The sequence below is a fragment of the Alkalicoccus daliensis genome, from assembly GCF_900103955.1.
GTDB classification, from domain to species: domain Bacteria; phylum Bacillota; class Bacilli; order Bacillales; family Salisediminibacteriaceae; genus Alkalicoccus; species Alkalicoccus daliensis.
Map to the genome: position 1 here is coordinate 718,682 of NZ_FNIL01000001.1, position 14,925 is coordinate 733,606.

Annotated in this window: 15 protein-coding genes; 4 read left to right on the top strand and 11 right to left on the bottom strand. The window is 38.9% G+C overall.

Annotation, left to right across the window (positions count from 1 at the left end):
• Positions 1-22: 22 nt before the first annotated feature.
• The 5 genes from BLP92_RS03515 to BLP92_RS03535 all read right to left on the bottom strand — a co-directional run bounded on the left by BLP92_RS03515 (position 23) and on the right by BLP92_RS03535 (position 5,488).
• The gene (locus BLP92_RS03515; protein WP_090840616.1) at positions 23-1,471 is read right to left on the bottom strand and encodes a phytoene desaturase family protein; all 1,449 of its coding nucleotides are present in this window, start codon (positions 1,469-1,471) and stop codon (positions 23-25) included.
• Positions 1,468-2,958, bottom strand: a complete 1,491-nt coding sequence (locus BLP92_RS03520; protein ID WP_090840617.1) for a phytoene desaturase family protein — start codon at positions 2,956-2,958, stop codon at positions 1,468-1,470. The genes BLP92_RS03515 and BLP92_RS03520 overlap by 4 nt, the downstream gene beginning before the upstream one ends.
• A 159-nt stretch (positions 2,959-3,117) precedes the next feature.
• Positions 3,118-4,107 (bottom strand): class I SAM-dependent methyltransferase, encoded by a 990-nt coding sequence (locus BLP92_RS03525; protein WP_244516634.1) that lies wholly within the window; start codon positions 4,105-4,107, stop codon positions 3,118-3,120.
• A 78-nt stretch (positions 4,108-4,185) separates the two neighbouring features.
• Positions 4,186-4,656, bottom strand: a complete 471-nt coding sequence (locus tag BLP92_RS03530; protein WP_090840621.1) for a low molecular weight protein-tyrosine-phosphatase — start codon at positions 4,654-4,656, stop codon at positions 4,186-4,188.
• A gap of 37 nt (positions 4,657-4,693) precedes the next feature.
• The gene (locus BLP92_RS03535) at positions 4,694-5,488 is read right to left on the bottom strand and encodes an SDR family NAD(P)-dependent oxidoreductase (protein ID WP_090840622.1); all 795 of its coding nucleotides are present in this window, start codon (positions 5,486-5,488) and stop codon (positions 4,694-4,696) included.
• A gap of 484 nt (positions 5,489-5,972) precedes the next feature.
• Between BLP92_RS03535 and proC the strand changes: the two genes are divergently transcribed.
• The 4 genes from proC to cbpB all read left to right on the top strand — a co-directional run bounded on the left by proC (position 5,973) and on the right by cbpB (position 8,882).
• Entirely contained in the window at positions 5,973-6,797 is an 825-nt protein-coding gene (gene proC / locus BLP92_RS03540) for a pyrroline-5-carboxylate reductase (protein WP_090840624.1), read from the top strand.
• Positions 6,798-7,025: 228 nt separating this feature from the next.
• Positions 7,026-7,844, top strand: a complete 819-nt coding sequence (locus tag BLP92_RS03545) for an ion transporter (RefSeq protein WP_090840626.1) — start codon at positions 7,026-7,028, stop codon at positions 7,842-7,844.
• A gap of 104 nt (positions 7,845-7,948) precedes the next feature.
• Positions 7,949-8,254, top strand: a complete 306-nt coding sequence (locus BLP92_RS03550) for a MerR family transcriptional regulator (RefSeq protein ID WP_090840628.1) — start codon at positions 7,949-7,951, stop codon at positions 8,252-8,254.
• A 163-nt stretch (positions 8,255-8,417) separates the two neighbouring features.
• Entirely contained in the window at positions 8,418-8,882 is a 465-nt protein-coding gene (gene cbpB, locus BLP92_RS03555; RefSeq protein WP_090840630.1) for a cyclic-di-AMP-binding protein CbpB, read from the top strand.
• A gap of 136 nt (positions 8,883-9,018) precedes the next feature.
• Here cbpB and BLP92_RS03560 read toward each other — a convergent pair whose 3' ends face one another.
• The 6 genes from BLP92_RS03560 to BLP92_RS03585 form a co-directional block, all read right to left on the bottom strand.
• Positions 9,019-9,459 carry an SRPBCC family protein gene (locus BLP92_RS03560; RefSeq protein WP_090840632.1) on the bottom strand — a complete coding sequence of 147 codons (441 nt, stop codon included), beginning with the start codon at positions 9,457-9,459 and terminating at the stop codon, positions 9,019-9,021.
• A 123-nt stretch (positions 9,460-9,582) separates the two neighbouring features.
• Positions 9,583-10,023, bottom strand: a complete 441-nt coding sequence (locus tag BLP92_RS03565; RefSeq protein ID WP_090840634.1) for a YaaR family protein — start codon at positions 10,021-10,023, stop codon at positions 9,583-9,585.
• 164 nt (positions 10,024-10,187) lie between these two features.
• Positions 10,188-11,585, bottom strand: a complete 1,398-nt coding sequence (locus BLP92_RS03570; protein ID WP_090840636.1) for a flagellin N-terminal helical domain-containing protein — start codon at positions 11,583-11,585, stop codon at positions 10,188-10,190.
• Positions 11,586-11,608: 23 nt separating this feature from the next.
• Positions 11,609-12,022, bottom strand: coding sequence for a flagellar export chaperone FliS (gene fliS, locus BLP92_RS03575; protein WP_090840638.1), 414 nt, complete (start codon positions 12,020-12,022; stop codon positions 11,609-11,611).
• Positions 12,023-12,110: 88 nt separating this feature from the next.
• Entirely contained in the window at positions 12,111-12,410 is a 300-nt protein-coding gene (locus BLP92_RS03580; RefSeq protein ID WP_090840640.1) for an EscU/YscU/HrcU family type III secretion system export apparatus switch protein, read from the bottom strand.
• Positions 12,407-14,740, bottom strand: a complete 2,334-nt coding sequence (locus BLP92_RS03585) for an NfeD family protein (protein WP_090840642.1) — start codon at positions 14,738-14,740, stop codon at positions 12,407-12,409. Before BLP92_RS03585 ends, BLP92_RS03580 begins: the two co-directional genes overlap by 4 nt.
• Positions 14,741-14,925: the final 185 nt, after the last annotated feature.

Below are 14,925 nucleotides of genomic sequence, written 5' to 3' on the forward strand. Positions count from 1 at the left end.
AAAATTTTACCATCAGTTCAGCTTAGTTGATAGTTACTTGCTCATCTTCTTTACGAAGCAGTTCAGAAAGTATTTTTGCTCCCTGCATAACTATGGGAATCCCTCCGCCAGGGTGCACTGATGCCCCTACAGCATAAACATTTTTATATGAAAAAGGCTTTATTTGAGGACGGAACACACCAGATTGCAATAAACTTGGCGCTATTCCGAAACTGCCGCCTTCAAACAAGTAATCAGCTTTAGCTTCATGAGGTGTCCTTATATGTTCCCATACAATTTTGTCCTGTAAATTATGATCTGTTCTTTGAATCAGCAGCTTTTTTATTTTTTCTGAATAAATTAAATAATCCTCTCTGGTAATATGCTCCGCAGCAGGTACCGGTACCAGGACGTAAGCAACCCCATGTCCTTGCGGCGCTAAAGTATCATCAATTAAAGATGGATTAAACACATAAAAAGCTGGGTCCTCATCCAATTTATTTTTTTTAAACAAATTCTCCATGTGGGTATCCAGACTCTCTCCCATAAAAAAATTATGAACGTGCTTTGTATTTATTTTATCGCTTAACCCGAAAAACATTAACAGACATCCTGAGGAAGGTTGAAAAGTTTTCTTCTGCTGGCCGGGCATAAGGTCTTTCATAAAGGGAAATTCTCCATTTAAGATGATTCGGTCTGCAGGAATATACTTATTTCGGGATACTATACCTGTGGCTTTATCTTTCTCCGTTTTTACTTCAGTTACAAAAGCATGTGTATTTACTTTAATATTGCGTTCTTCTAAAGCTTCAGCAATGACTTCTGCAAGCTTTCCATATCCACCTTTTACATACCAAATTCCATGTGCATGCTCACTGAAAGGCACCAGGGAATATATTGCAGATGTCTGCAAGGGCGAACCACCGATATAAAGCGTTTGGAGCGAAAAAGCTTCCTGCAGCTTTATTGATTTAAAATATTTTTTTGCCTGCTTCCGCACACTCTGATATGCTTTCAGCTTCATTAAAATACTAATATTGGATTTTGTAAAAAAAGAACTTTTTTGTAAAAAAGCACGATCAAGAAAAGCAGGTTTTCCAGCCTCAAACCTTTGCTCCATATCTTTCATATATTTATGAAATGAATCTGACTCTCCCGGAAAAATTCTTTCGATTTCTGCAGCCTGCTTCTTCCTGTCGCTCCATTTTAAAAGTGTTTCCCCACCTGGAAAATGAAGTGGATATAGCGGATCAATACGCAGCATCTCAATTCTATTTTCCAGATTGAGATCTTTTAAGATGTCATTAATCATTTGAGGAAGAAGCACTACAGTAGGTCCTTCATCAATTTTGTAAGGGCCTCTGTTATGAAATGCAAGTCTGCCGCCGAGTTTCGGTTTAGCTTCATAAATTTCCACATCATGGCCTGCCTGTTTTTCATAAAGTGCTGTAATCATGCCGCCGATTCCGCCGCCTACAATTATTGTTTTCATGATGTCACTTTCCTTTTACCTGCTTTATGAATTAATTTAGCTGTTATTCGTGCTGACTCAAATATCGTAGGCAGTCCGCTCCCAGGATGCGTCCCGCCGCCCGTAAGCCAGAGACCTTTAATATCATCGAACTGGTTATGAGGACGAAAATACATCATTTGACCAAGGTTATGAGCCAGACTGAAGGTGGCTCCCTCATAAATGAACTTGTCTATTTCCCAGCCCTTTGGTGTAAGAATCCTCTCAAATTCAATTCTTTCTTCCAAATCAGGAATACCTGCTTTTTCAGCTACTAATTTCATAACCAAATTCCGAAACTCTATCTGTTTATTTTCCCAGTCAATCCCACTCATATTATTCGGCACTGGTGCCAGTATATAAAGAGCAGAGTTATTTTCCGGCGCCAGGGAGTCATCTGTTACAGAAGCATTATGAACGTAAATAGACGGATCCGTAGATAAATGTCCAAGTTTCATTATTTCTTCAACGTTTTTCTTATAATCATCTGCAAAGAAAACTGTATGATGATCCAAGTTTATTTTTCCTTTTACTCCTGCATAAATCATAAAAGTGGAACATGAATATTTTTTTTGAGAAAGCTTTTCATCTTTGTATTTTTTTCTGTGATCATCATCTATCAAGTGCTGCATACTGTGCGCAAAGTCAGAATTCATAATAATATGATCTGCTTCAATTTCTTCTCCGCTATCCAGCCGCAGCCCTGAAGCTTTACCATTCTCAATATGAATTTTGGAAACTCCTGTATTCAGGTGAATGGAAGTATTATGCTCTTCCGCAACTTTTGCCATAGCTTTAGTAATTTGATTCATTCCTCCCCTGGGGTGGTAAACTCCGTATTCATGCTCCATAAAGGAGAGAATGCTGAAAGCGCCCGGACAGTCCCAAGGAGACATTCCTAAGTATTTGGATTGAAACGTAAATGAAAGCTTTAATCGTTCATCTGAAAAATATTTAGATAATACATCATATAAAGATTTTCCGATTTCAAGCTCAGGAAGTGCTTTCAGACTTCTTAAGCGGATATAATCAAACAAGGAAGCATGCTCCTGCTGCAGAATTGGAGAAAGTACTGCTAATTTTTTTCTTGTGTCCTTCATGAATTTTTTATATTCTGGACCGCTCCCCGGAAAATGTCTTTCTATTTCATTAAACATTGTAACTTCATCGCTGCTTGCATTTATTTCTAAATCCTTGAATTTAAGAGTATACATAGGGTCAAGCCTGATGAGGTCAAGGTAATCACCCATTTTTCTTCCGCTTTGTTCAAAAACTTCTTCGAGAATGTGGGGCATACTAAAAAAAGTCGGGCCTAGGTCAAACGTATAACCGTTTTCTGAGAAGGAAGAAGTTCTTCCGCCTATATATGATTGCTTTTCGTAAATTGAAACTTTGTATCCCTGCGAGGATAAAATCATTGCAGCTGCCAGTCCGCCTGGGCCTGCGCCGATAACTGCCACTTGTGTCATTTTTAAGCACCTTCTTTCTTGATTACAGGCTCCATCAATACATAATATATTCAAATTTAGTTAAACAATAATTGTATAACTCTTGTATGAGTTTTATCGTACCATAAAACCCTTTTATTTTCCGCATAAAATGCCCGGCCATTTTTGGCCGGGCTTGATTTAATTAACCTTCTTCAGCGTCACCAGATACCATCCGCCTTCTCTGATTAAAGGTTTCATTTCTTTCACTGAAAATCCTGCAGCATCTGCATCCTTCTCTAATTCTTCTGGAGAAGGAAGCGGATAAAGATTTGCATGTGCTGTCATAAATGTATTGAATGCTGTGGTGAAGGCAGCACCATATTTTGCTTTAACCAGCGGAGATATAATCGTAACAGAGCCTTTACTGGATAAAGCATTATTAAACTTTTTAAATAAACCAACTCTATCTTCCGGCTTAAAATAATACAGCAGATTATGAGCCATAAGCATATCGGTCTTCCCTTCAAACTTATTAAGGAATTCTACTATATCGCCTTGAATAATGTTTATTTGATCGCCATGTTTTTCCTTTGCATTCTTAACTACTTCTTCGCTTAATTCCACTCCAGTAAGTTCGATCCTTGGAAATTTATTATTGATGGACTTTAAATAACCGCCTAGTCCACTTCCTAAATCTATAATACTGGAAGGTTTTTCCTTCTTCACCCATTTTAATATAGGATTGACAGCTGCTTTTTCAAGCAGCGTTGAAGTCTCTGCTACTATTTGGGCAAACTTGTCTGACATATATGTAATTCTTTCATCAGACACCAATATTTCCGGATATTCCAACAGTGTAGGTATATGAAGTTCCATCATTTCGCTCAGTAAAATACCAACTGACTCGGAACTGTTTTTAGAAGCATACTTAACCAGCCTTCTTTTCGATTTATATTGGTTCTTTTTTGTTTCTTTTAAGTGACCGACTACTACTCCGACATCTACCCACCGCTGCAGGAGATCAGGTGATAGCTGTCTTGTTTCTGCTACACTTTTTACTTCTGCAGATTTTTTAAAGCTGTCAAATAGGTCCATTTTATAGCCTACGTGCGCATGCCAAGTTTGTAAAAAATTTTCATTTGTTTTCATCCAATTGCGCGCCTGCAGAACACGTTGTAATTCGCTCAAACTGCTCACCTTCCCATTTCATAAAATGTTAATCAATGTAATCTACATTCCCTGGAAAAGGATTTTTAAACTGTTCAGTTATGTCAAATGATGTTTTTGCTGTATATATTTTAATAATGCTGTGCAGCCTTTTTGTATAAGTTCATAAGTTTCATTGAAATCGCCAGTAAAATACGGATCAGGTATATCTATTATTTCGGTATCCGTCACAAAATCGAGCAGACGGAAGATTTCTGGAGATGCGTCTGGCTTCCTCATTTGATGCAAAAAACCTATATTAGCTGCATCCATGCCAATTAAGTAGTCAGCTTCATAATCTTGAATTGTAATCTGTCTCGCAGTAAGACCCTCGGGGCTTAATTTATTATTCAAAAGAATTTTTACAGTTTCTTCATGAGGAGGAAGGCCAGTATGCCAGTCCCCGGTTCCTGCTGAATCCACAGTTATATGTTTATCCAAACCGTTCGTTTCTATTAATTCATTCATAATTACTTCTGCCATTGGAGAACGGCATATATTTCCCAGGCAAACGAAAAGTACTTTAATCATTCTGCACCTTCTTTCCCAGATAATCTTCCGTATCTATTTATTTTTTTCTGAACTGACTTCCTGCTGCCCACTCTACTATTTTAGGTGCTGTCTGGTATGCGATGGCAGCAATCCCCATCCACACAGGTAAATTTATTTCTCGTTTCGGTTTGTAAAGCAGATTAATAGTTTTTGCTGCTACTTTTTCTGACTGCATCATAATTTTTGATACGCTTTTTTTATAAGTACCTTCTTTATCAGCTCTGTCAAAAAAACTTGTTTCTATCGGACCGGGGTTTACCGTACTAACTTTAATTCCCTGCTGAGCTACTTCCATTCTCAAAGCGTTTGCAAATCCTATAACAGCGTGCTTGGAAGCGGAATAGCCACTTGATTTTGGTGTTGCCATTTTACCAGCAATAGAACCAATAAAAATAATATGACCTTGTTGATTTTTCAGCATTCCGGGAAGTACAGCTTTCACCGCAGCTATTCCACCAATTACATTTACTTTCATCATTTCTTCAATATCCTGGATTGATGCATTATTCACGTAATCGAAAATTCCAAATCCTGCATTATTAATAAGAACATCGATTTTTCCCATATGCGTCTCGATCTCTTGAAAAACATCATATACATTTTCAAAATCACTTATATCAATCGGATAACAGGGGGCATAAATTGAGGTTTCCTCCTGGATTCTGGCAGATAAAGCTTTTAATTTATTTTCTCGCCGCGCCAGAAGTACTGGGATTCCGCCCCTGTGAGCAGTCTCTAAAGCCATTTCTTCACCGAGACCGCTTGAAGCTCCAGTAATTACTACAATTTTTTCACTGAGATTTTTTTTCATTCTGCACCTTCTTCTAAAATAAATAATTAATTTTGTTAACGCTAAAAAGAAAAATTATTAAGATAGTACCTCTAATTGAAACGTTTTCTGAATTAAGTTGACATAAGCAGCCGTAACACAGATAATAGATTTAATTTTCATTTCCAGCTGGCTCTTATTTAGATATTATGGTTTTGATAGCCTGTTTTGTTTTAAAAAATAACAAGCCTGTTGATTATCTATTCATTTGAAATAATCTGGGTATAAAATGCTTTATTGCGATGTCTGAGATTTCTATTTCTTCGCCTGGCGTAGAGAAAGCTTTCGGTTAGAAGTGTCCTTCTTATGAATGGTTTCCTTTCGTCATTCGTGACTCACCTATTAAATTTATAAGAGCTGAAGACGAACTGGTATCAAATGAGGCAATCAAAATCTTCTGCATTATAAATTATTATATAACTCTGCTGTATCTACTAACAAGGCAAAAGAGAAAGGAACGGATAAAATGAAAATAACTATGATCGGCGCCGGCTCTATGGCTGAAGCTTTAATTGCAGGATGGGTAAAAGAAGGTTCGCTCAACCCTGCGGAGATATTTGTAACAAATCGAGAGGATAACAGCAGATTAAACCAATTAAAAGATCACTACCGAGTAAGTATTTCACGGGATATTTTAGAGCTTACTGATAAAACAGATATAGTTATCCTCTCCTGTAAGCCTAAAGACTGGGAATCTGCTTTAAAACCACTTATTCCTCATCTAAATGAAAAAACTATGATTGCTTCTGTAATGGCCGGGGTCACTATTACTTCAATAGAAGAATTGGTACCTGTTTCTCCAGTCATTCGTACGATGCCAAATACTTCGGCAGCTGTACTTGCTTCCATGACATCCATCTCATACGGAGCTCAGGTAAGTTCCTCTCAAAAAGCAGCTGTAGAATCTTTATTTAGTTATATTGGAGAAACTGCAGTTCTCGAAGAAACAATGATGGATGCGGTAACTGCTCTCACTGGAACTGGGCCGGCTTATATATATTATTTAATGGAGTCCATGGAAAAGGCTGCAGCCAACATTGGTGTCCCAGCCCATATAGGGCGTGACCTGGTGGCCCAGACACTAATAGGAGCGAGCAGAAGAGTTCAGGAAGAAGAATCTACGCCAGCAGAACTTTATAAGCAGATAATGAGTCCTGGAGGAACTACGGAAGCAGGATTTGATGTTTTGAAAGAAAGACAGGTACAGGAAGCTATAATCGACTGCATAGGAAGTGCTTATGAGAGGTCTCAGCAACTTGGAAAAGGAAAAACTTCTCTTAAGCAGAGATAGCAAGTTTCATTTATATTATTGAACGGCGGCAGTTAATTATTGCTGCCGTTATTTATTAGGAGCAATCAAATGATTTGGTATAAAATCTCAGCCCGGACATATATATAGTATATTTCCTGCGTAAAGAGATTAATTCCTAAAGCTTTTTCTTTCTCCATCCATCTATTTTTAGTAGAATGGATAAAGCATGAGAATACTGATATCCAGAAAGGTCAGGTACGAATACATATGGCAAGTTTAACTTCGAAATGGAGAAAGAAAATAGTCACTCTTGTTGACCATAATATATTTATGTATACCATATTGACTTTGATATTATTTAATGCCGTTATAGTAGGAATTGAAACATACCCGGGAGTTTACGAAAACAATCAGATGTTATTTTTTACTCTTGATAGAATACTCTTGTGGATATTTACAGTGGAAATTGCACTACGAATGCTGGCTTCAAATTCTATTAAACACTTTTTTTCCAACGGCTGGAACTGGTTTGATTTTCTTATCGTTGCAGCAAGCCACATTTTTGTAGGCGGGCAATTTGTTACTGTGCTCCGAATTTTAAGGGTTTTAAGAGTTTTCCGAACCATTTCTATCGTCCCCAGCCTGCGCAGGCTGGTGGATGCACTGCTGATGACGATTCCTGCGCTGGGTAACATCATGCTTCTGATGAGTATTATCTTTTACATTTTTGCTGTAATAGGAACAATGCTGTTTCAGAACATTGCCCCTGAATATTTTGGAAACCTTCAGCTCTCTCTGCTGACGCTGTTTCAGGTGGTTACCCTGGAGTCCTGGGCTTCTCAGGTGATGAGACCAATTTTTGAGCAGGTATGGTGGTCGTGGATTTATTTTGTTGGCTTTGTGCTTGTTGGTACATTCGTTGTTTTCAACCTTTTTATCGGGGTTATTGTTAATAATGTTGAAAAAGCTGAAAATGAGGAAAAAGAAAAAGAGGCAGCAGCAAAAGAAGCTGAAACAAAAGATCAAATCCTCAAACTGCGTGAAGAAATTGGAGAGTTAAAAGATATGATGAGAGAAAAAAACTAACCTCCAGTAATTATGTTAGATTATCTAACAATTTATCCCGCCTTATAATCCTATCGTGGTATAGTATAAAAAACGCCATTGCATTGGGAAGGACGGGGATTTCTTTGTCAGAAACAGCATCCTATAAAGATAAAAAAGTGATTGGTATTGGAATCGCCAGCGAACTCACTGGATTATCTGAAAGGCAGATTAGATATTATGAAGAAAGGAAGCTTATTTTTCCAGACCGAAGTAAAGGGGGTACACGGAAATACTCCTTTGGAGATGTGGAAAGATTAGTAGATATTGCAAATAAAATGGAAGATGGCATGCAGACTTTTGAAATTCGAAAAGAGGAAATGAAAAAATCAGACGTACGGAGCAAAATGTTACGTGGACAGCTTAATGCCGCATTTAAAATGCGCAAATAACGAGAAGAATCACCAGATCTCCTTTTACCTTCAAATGGAAATACTGGTGATTTTTCTCCTTGTCTGTCCTCTTCGCTGCATTGACTTTTTTCTTCTTTCCATCTAATATTAGCTTTGAGAGGCTCTTTTACCTCTAATCCCACAAGAGAAAGTGTGCATCATAATGCCAAACATTCAGGAAATGGATCTCCTCAGCGGCAGCATCCATTTGTTCGTTGTGCCTGCAGAAGAAGTAGCACATGTTCAGCCGGACAACTCTTTAGAGCACGCACTACTGGTTCTTGTAAAGTCCGGTTATACTGCTATTCCTGTGCTCGGAATGAATAATAAACTAAAAGGAATTATCAGTAAAGCGAAAATTTTGGATTCGATATTAGGAATCGAACGAATAGAACCCGAAAAACTGAGCAATTGGCTCGTAGAGGACGTAATGGAAAGAGACTTCGTATCTGTGCAGGAAGATGCTCCTTTTGAGCGGGTGATGACTCAGTCTATCCAACATCCCTTCGTATGTGTAGAAGATCCTCAAAAGCAATTCATCGGTATTATTCCCCGGAGTAAAATACTCGCACATCTTAATGGGTATCTGCATGACTTAAGAAAAACATTTCATCAGAATGAAAATTAAATTATTATTAAAGCGCCTTTCTGATTTAAACAAATCGGGGCGTTTTTTTATTTTGCTGTCACCGTGAAGCGCTGTTTTCGAAATTAACAGTTCCTCAGAGTCCCGCTTTTGCTTTGATTATCTGTATCCTCTGGTGCTACCTCACTTTCCCCAGCACACCGTTAAGCTGTCTTTTTCTATCTTTGAACATACCTGTAAGCATTAAGTTAATAAATGGGGCGGGAAGATAACTTTCAAACTCCACCCTGTCATACATGATTGTCGTTTCAGCATCTTTTTCTTTAAAAGCGTGGACGTGCTTCCATGATTTAAAAGGAAACGGAAGTTTTTTTCCTTCATCTATAAAATATGAATGGTCTGCAACCTCAGTAATTTCCCCCTGCCAGTGTAATTTCATAAATATAAAATTCATCTTTAACTGAATATCAGCCCCTTCAAATACCTCCTTGTCTCCAAGAAGAGAAATTTTAGGAAATCCAGTGATTGCAACTAAATTTTCATTAGATTGAAAAAAATTCCAAACCTGTTCCAGCGGCTTATCAATTTCTGTTTTGAAATGAAACGTACCTGTAAACATATTATGCCTCCCAGTAAAATAATGTTTGTTAATTTGAAGCTGTAAAAGTGAATGGTTTAATTTAAAACCGCAGCCAGTTCTTTGATAAAAAAAGATACTGGATGTATTACAGTATCTTGAAAGTTACGCATATATATTTACAAGCAGTCCTTGAATTTCCCCTGTCATTTTTAATACATCCAGCCCTTTTTTCTGTTCATTCAGTACAGCATCTGTAAGCTGCATTAATTTTGTATCTACTTCTCTAACAATTTTGTAGACTTTTGTCCGCCCACGGCGGTTGAAACCTTTCCGTTCTTCCAAATTCAGACCTAACTTCACAGCATCGTCCAAAAATTCTTTCACAAGCTGTTTATACTTTCTTAATTCATCTACTGTACGGGATTCTGAAAGAGTTTTTCCCTGATCTTCAATTTTAAGAAGCAGCTCTCCGAGTTTTTCATACTGCGCACTGTTTCTTCCCTGCTGCATAATTTCCTGAAAAGAAATTTTTGCCTGCGTACCGGAAGAAGTCTTGGATTCTGCTTTTTGCAGTCCAGGCCTTCCCACTCTATTTACATCCATAATTTCCCTTCCTTTCCTTCCCCTTCATCTCTTCAGTATAACGGATGGATCGAATAGTGAAAAGAATGATCATAAAAAATATAATAAAGCCTTAGAAGTGCAGTAAAAAAACACTTCTAAGGCTTTATATAATAACGTTTGACTGTCGCATAGTTATATTATTACTACTGAAGCAGCTGTAACACTCCCTGTGGAAGCTGGTTGGCCTGCGCCAGCATCGCAGTAGCAGATTGATTAAGAATATTGTTACGCGTAAATTCAGTCATTTCCAGCGCCATATCAGCGTCCCGGATCCTGGATTCAGAACTTGTAAGATTTTCATGCGTCACCTGCAGATTGTTGATCGTATGTTCCATACGATTCTGTACCGCTCCAAGCTTTGCTCTTGCATCAGATAACTTGCTTATGGCCTGATCCAGTTCAAAGATTGCCTGGTTCGCTCCGGTATTGGAAGATACATTAATATTAGTAATACCCAGAGTTACTACATCCATACGAGGAATATCAATCATTACATCCTGATTCGTATTCGGCCCGATCTGGAAAGCAAGTGAATTATTTGTCAGATTAAAAGTTTCCTCTCCATCTGCAATATTTCCATTATAGCTGTATTCAATACCTTCATACTTAAAATTGCCGTTTACAGAAGTCAGTGTTTTCGGCGCTCTGATTCTTTCAGCTGCCTCATCCTGCACCTGGAATAATGTAAGCTGTGCCTTAACTTCAATGCTTGCTTTTACTGTTCCGTTGCCGCTGATTTTTCCTACGTCGATGCTCAGGCCGCCGATCGTATCCCGGGCTGCATCACCTTCTCCATTGGTGTCAACCACTTTAATTCCCTTGCTTAATCCGTCCGGATCCAGAACTTCCACCCGCGCCGTATTAGTTTCACTATTATAATCGCGGATTAGCACTGAGTACTCACCAAATTTTGCACCTTCAGCTTCATCTGTCCCGAATCCAGCTAAAGTAACGTCAGCAGCATTGTTAATGCCTGCAGAGGTCTGAGTGATATTGACACTCTGCTCGGATGCTCCTAAATCTAAGCGGTAAGTTCCAGTAGGATAGTTTGCATTCTGGACCTGTGGAAAGTTCGTCATATTCGTAGCTGAGTTATTGTCCGGGAAGCTCGTCAGCACTGCACTGCTGCCATCGAGAAGTTTTCTTGTATTAAATTCCGTTTTCTCGGAAATACTGTCAATTTCTTCTTTCAGCTGATCAATTTCTTTTTGAAGCTGGTCACGGTCTTCATCCGTGTTTGTATCATTTGCAGCCTGCACTGCGAGTTCTCTCATTCTTTGCAGCATCGAATGAACTTCCTGCAGTGCCCCTTCAGAAGTCTGCATTAAAGATATGCCGTCCATGGCGTTGCGCTCTGCCATTTTTAACCCGCGGATCTGAGAACGCATTTTTTCCGAAATCGCTAACCCTGCTGCATCATCCGCTGCTCTGTTAATACGAAGACCGGAAGATAATTTCTCCAGATTTTTGGACGTGGACTGCTGATTTTGATATAAATTTCTATAAGCATTTAATGCCTGGATATTGTTGTTAATTTTCAATTTAAAACACTCCCTTTAACATTCTATTCGAAGACTGTATTTTTTTCGTACGCACTTACTCGCTGCTTCATCATTTTAGGCTGGCTGTCTTTCTGCGTTTTCATTGCTTCCCGCCAGGCCGCCATAATCGATTGAATTAATTTTATAACTTCTTCAAGCATTTTTATATCCTTTTTATAATTCACTTGAACTAATTGATCACTCAGGTAGTTATATAGAGTATCCAGCTGATCTGCAATGATTCCTGCTTCATAATTTATCCCGGCGCCGAGCCGTGTCAGTATGTCATTTGCTTTCTGGAATTTTTCGTTAGCCTTCCACATATCCCCGGCCTGCATTGCTTCCCCTGCTTCTTCCAGACGTTCAAGAAGCGCTTCATAAAGAAGACTGGTGAGTTCCTGTGGAGATTTTTTATGCAGTGCTTCATTTGTAATCATTTACTTGACCTCCGTTAAATACATCCTGTCTTCATACTTTGTTGGAAATATGTTTCTATTTTCAATATCGGTTTTTAAATCTATATTCTTAATAGCTTCTTTCTAATTCTTCGATTAATAATAGAATTTCTGCAATTACTGCATAAAGCTGGGGAGGTACATTTTCTCCCAAGTCTAAATCGAGCAGATTTTCCAGCAGAGAAGCATCTTCTTCCATATGAATATTATTTTCTTCCGCCATTTTTAAGATTTTCTCTGCTACATACCCCTTGCCGGAAGCGATAACTCTTGGTTCATTGCCTTCAGCTTCATCGTAGCTGATAACTACAGCTGACGGACCATTGATCTGTCTCCGATTGACCTGATTAAAATGTTTTTGGACTATCATACTTTATAATCAAATCCTTTCTCCGTCATAATTGGAGGGTGACTCACAGGTTTACTTTCTTTTTTTATATTTTCAGGAGAATTTAACCCCTGGGTTTTAACTTTTTGCACTTGAAATCCTATCTCTTCAAAATTATCCATATATTTTTGAGTGAGTGGAAGAACTTTTTCTTCAAAATTATGCGAATCATTTTTTAAAACAATGGACAGCTGTCTGTTAGCTACGTTTAGAGATATTCCAAGCGGTCCAAGTTTTTTCGTTTCAATATGAAAATATAAATTCATATTTTCCCAGTCAACTTCTTCTCCTCCATTATTATCATTCACAAAAATCTTTAATTCTTCCACTTCTTCCTTCAACTGGACAGGCAGATGAAATAGATGCATTAATTGAGTGGAATCATGCCGATTTAAAAGCTGCTGCCCATTTATATGGGAAACCGCCTGCTGTGCCTGTCTGCTTCCTTCCTCAGTTGTATTTTTCGCCATCTGCAATAGAACTGATTTTAAATCCCGCTGCTGCTGGTCCGTTGGGGTTTTCCCCTGTATAAGTGTCTGTGACAATTCTGTCTCTCTGTTTAGTCCAAGCGTGCGCATTCCTTCGAATATCTGTCTGGGAGAATGGTCGTTATAGGTAAGTGTTCTTGCAGCATGTTCAAACTGCTTTGAAGCTTGCTCTCCGGAAGTCGGCATTCTTTCAAACCTCATAGTGTCTGTAACATGATGCTGTAATCTTTGGTGAGACGGCTTAAATTGTATTTGTTCCAAAACTTGTCTCACTTCTCTAACGTGCTGTGCTGCTTCCTGCACCTGACCTTTTGCTAAAAGATTTTTTGCTTCCGCCAGCTGACTGCTAGCCCCTAAAAGTTTTCTCTCCTGCTTCATATCAGCGTAGAGAAGCCAGTCGCTTTTGGTAATTGCACGGTCAAGCTGTTTTATTACATTTTCCAGCATTGGTTTTACAATGGGAGCTGCCTGTAATTTTACCTGCTGTATAACCTGCTCAATTTTATGTAGATGATTCCTGCTATCCCGCTGAAACGCTTTAAATTCATCGGTAGCCTTTGCAAGTCTTTCCGTAATTTCGGTAACAAGAACCGCTTTTGCTTCTACATTGGCCGGAGCGAGTACTTCATTACGAACAAAGTGTTCGAGTTCTTTTAATGCCGGCGACTGGGTTGTAATTTCTGCAGTTGCTTGAGGCAGCTGCTTAAATGCATCTATAAGTGTCGATCTTGCCTTTAATTCCCTGCCTTCTGTTAATAACTGCTGTGCACTGTCAATTTTCTGCAGAAGAGACTTAATTACAGGTTTCTCAAATCCGGAAGAATGCAACTGCTGAGTTATTTCTTTCAATACCGGCCGTATATCTGTCGCCTGCTCTAATTTGTGCTGCCATTGCGCGGGGGTACTCTGAACGGCCGAAGTGTTACCTGGAATATTTTGGGTACCAGTACTCCCTAAAAATTCTGTAAGAACGGAAACTGCTGCAGTTTTCCCACTTTGTGCCTGGACCGTCAGCATATTGCGTAACAGCTGGTTTACGTTATGTACTTGTACATTTTCTCCTGTATTTTTTGCAGCCTGCTGCAAATTCTCTATAGACTGGCGGAGCCCCTTACCGTCCTGCAGGCTCGCACGCACTTGATCTACAGCACGCATTAATTCTGTCGGAGTGCCAGCCCCCAGTTTTTTTCCTGAGTGCTGTGCAGAAATTTGTTGTGTCTCTTGCTGTGTAAAGCGGGATTCTGAAGTTGAATGAGCATTTAACTGCCTCATTTGATCCTGCATTTTTGGACCATGCAGTGTTTCATGAACACTTTTTATCTGGGCTGCTCCAGGTTCAATTCTCTTCTGGGCGAGCATATGAACTGTCTGCATTCGTTCCCTGGGGGTTCCAGGACCTTTCTCTATGTATTGGTTGAGATCCCTTGCAGATTCTTTATTCAGCTCGATGCCCCTATTTATCAACTGCTGGGCAGCCCGCTGCAGCTCTCGGGAGGGCTCTTTTATTCCCAGTTCTTTAAGCACCTGCCTTGCATCTCCATTTCCTTTAGAAACCTCATTTTTCTGCTCTCTGGGATGTTTTTCTTCTATCGCCTGTACTCTAATTCCATCAGCGGTAATCTGCTTTATTTCTGCGTTTATTTTTTCTCCTGAAGGTATTTTTCCTTCAAAAACTGCACGCACTTCATTTCCTCGTATTTTTACCATTGCTTCCTTATCAGAAATTCGTTCAGTTACCTGCAGACGAACAGTTTCTCCAGTTTTCATATTCCCTGCTTTGTCCCCACTTAAGGTCTGGGCCCCGGCTTGTGATTGAATTTCCATTATTTCCCGCTCCTTTGAACTTTCAGCTGACTTTTATATCGGCGGTATTTCTATGTTCTTTAGGTAATTAAAATAACTTCTTAATATATTTTAAGATACATCTCAAATTCTTCATTCATTTGAGTCAATTATTACAACTTTTAGAGAATTTATATAAAAGGGAAATAAGATCATTTACAAAATTG

What these genes read in the sequence shown, in the direction of transcription:
- BLP92_RS03515 (WP_090840616.1), bottom strand. Translation starts at nt 1,471, where the DNA reads ATGAAAACAATAATTGTAGGCGGCGGAATCGGCGGCATGATTACAGCA.
- BLP92_RS03530 (WP_090840621.1), bottom strand. Translation starts at nt 4,656, where the DNA reads ATGATTAAAGTACTTTTCGTTTGCCTGGGAAATATATGCCGTTCTCCA.
- cbpB (WP_090840630.1), top strand. Translation starts at nt 8,418, where the DNA reads ATGCCAAACATTCAGGAAATGGATCTCCTCAGCGGCAGCATCCATTTG.
- BLP92_RS03560 (WP_090840632.1), bottom strand. Translation starts at nt 9,459, where the DNA reads ATGTTTACAGGTACGTTTCATTTCAAAACAGAAATTGATAAGCCGCTG.
- fliS (WP_090840638.1), bottom strand. Translation starts at nt 12,022, where the DNA reads ATGATTACAAATGAAGCACTGCATAAAAAATCTCCACAGGAACTCACC.
- BLP92_RS03580 (WP_090840640.1), bottom strand. Translation starts at nt 12,410, where the DNA reads ATGATAGTCCAAAAACATTTTAATCAGGTCAATCGGAGACAGATCAAT.
- BLP92_RS03545 (WP_090840626.1), top strand. Translation starts at nt 7,026, where the DNA reads ATGGCAAGTTTAACTTCGAAATGGAGAAAGAAAATAGTCACTCTTGTT.
- BLP92_RS03520 (WP_090840617.1), bottom strand. Translation starts at nt 2,958, where the DNA reads ATGACACAAGTGGCAGTTATCGGCGCAGGCCCAGGCGGACTGGCAGCT.
- BLP92_RS03585 (WP_090840642.1), bottom strand. Translation starts at nt 14,740, where the DNA reads ATGGAAATTCAATCACAAGCCGGGGCCCAGACCTTAAGTGGGGACAAA.
- proC (WP_090840624.1), top strand. Translation starts at nt 5,973, where the DNA reads ATGAAAATAACTATGATCGGCGCCGGCTCTATGGCTGAAGCTTTAATT.
- BLP92_RS03535 (WP_090840622.1), bottom strand. Translation starts at nt 5,488, where the DNA reads ATGAAAAAAAATCTCAGTGAAAAAATTGTAGTAATTACTGGAGCTTCA.
- BLP92_RS03565 (WP_090840634.1), bottom strand. Translation starts at nt 10,023, where the DNA reads ATGGATGTAAATAGAGTGGGAAGGCCTGGACTGCAAAAAGCAGAATCC.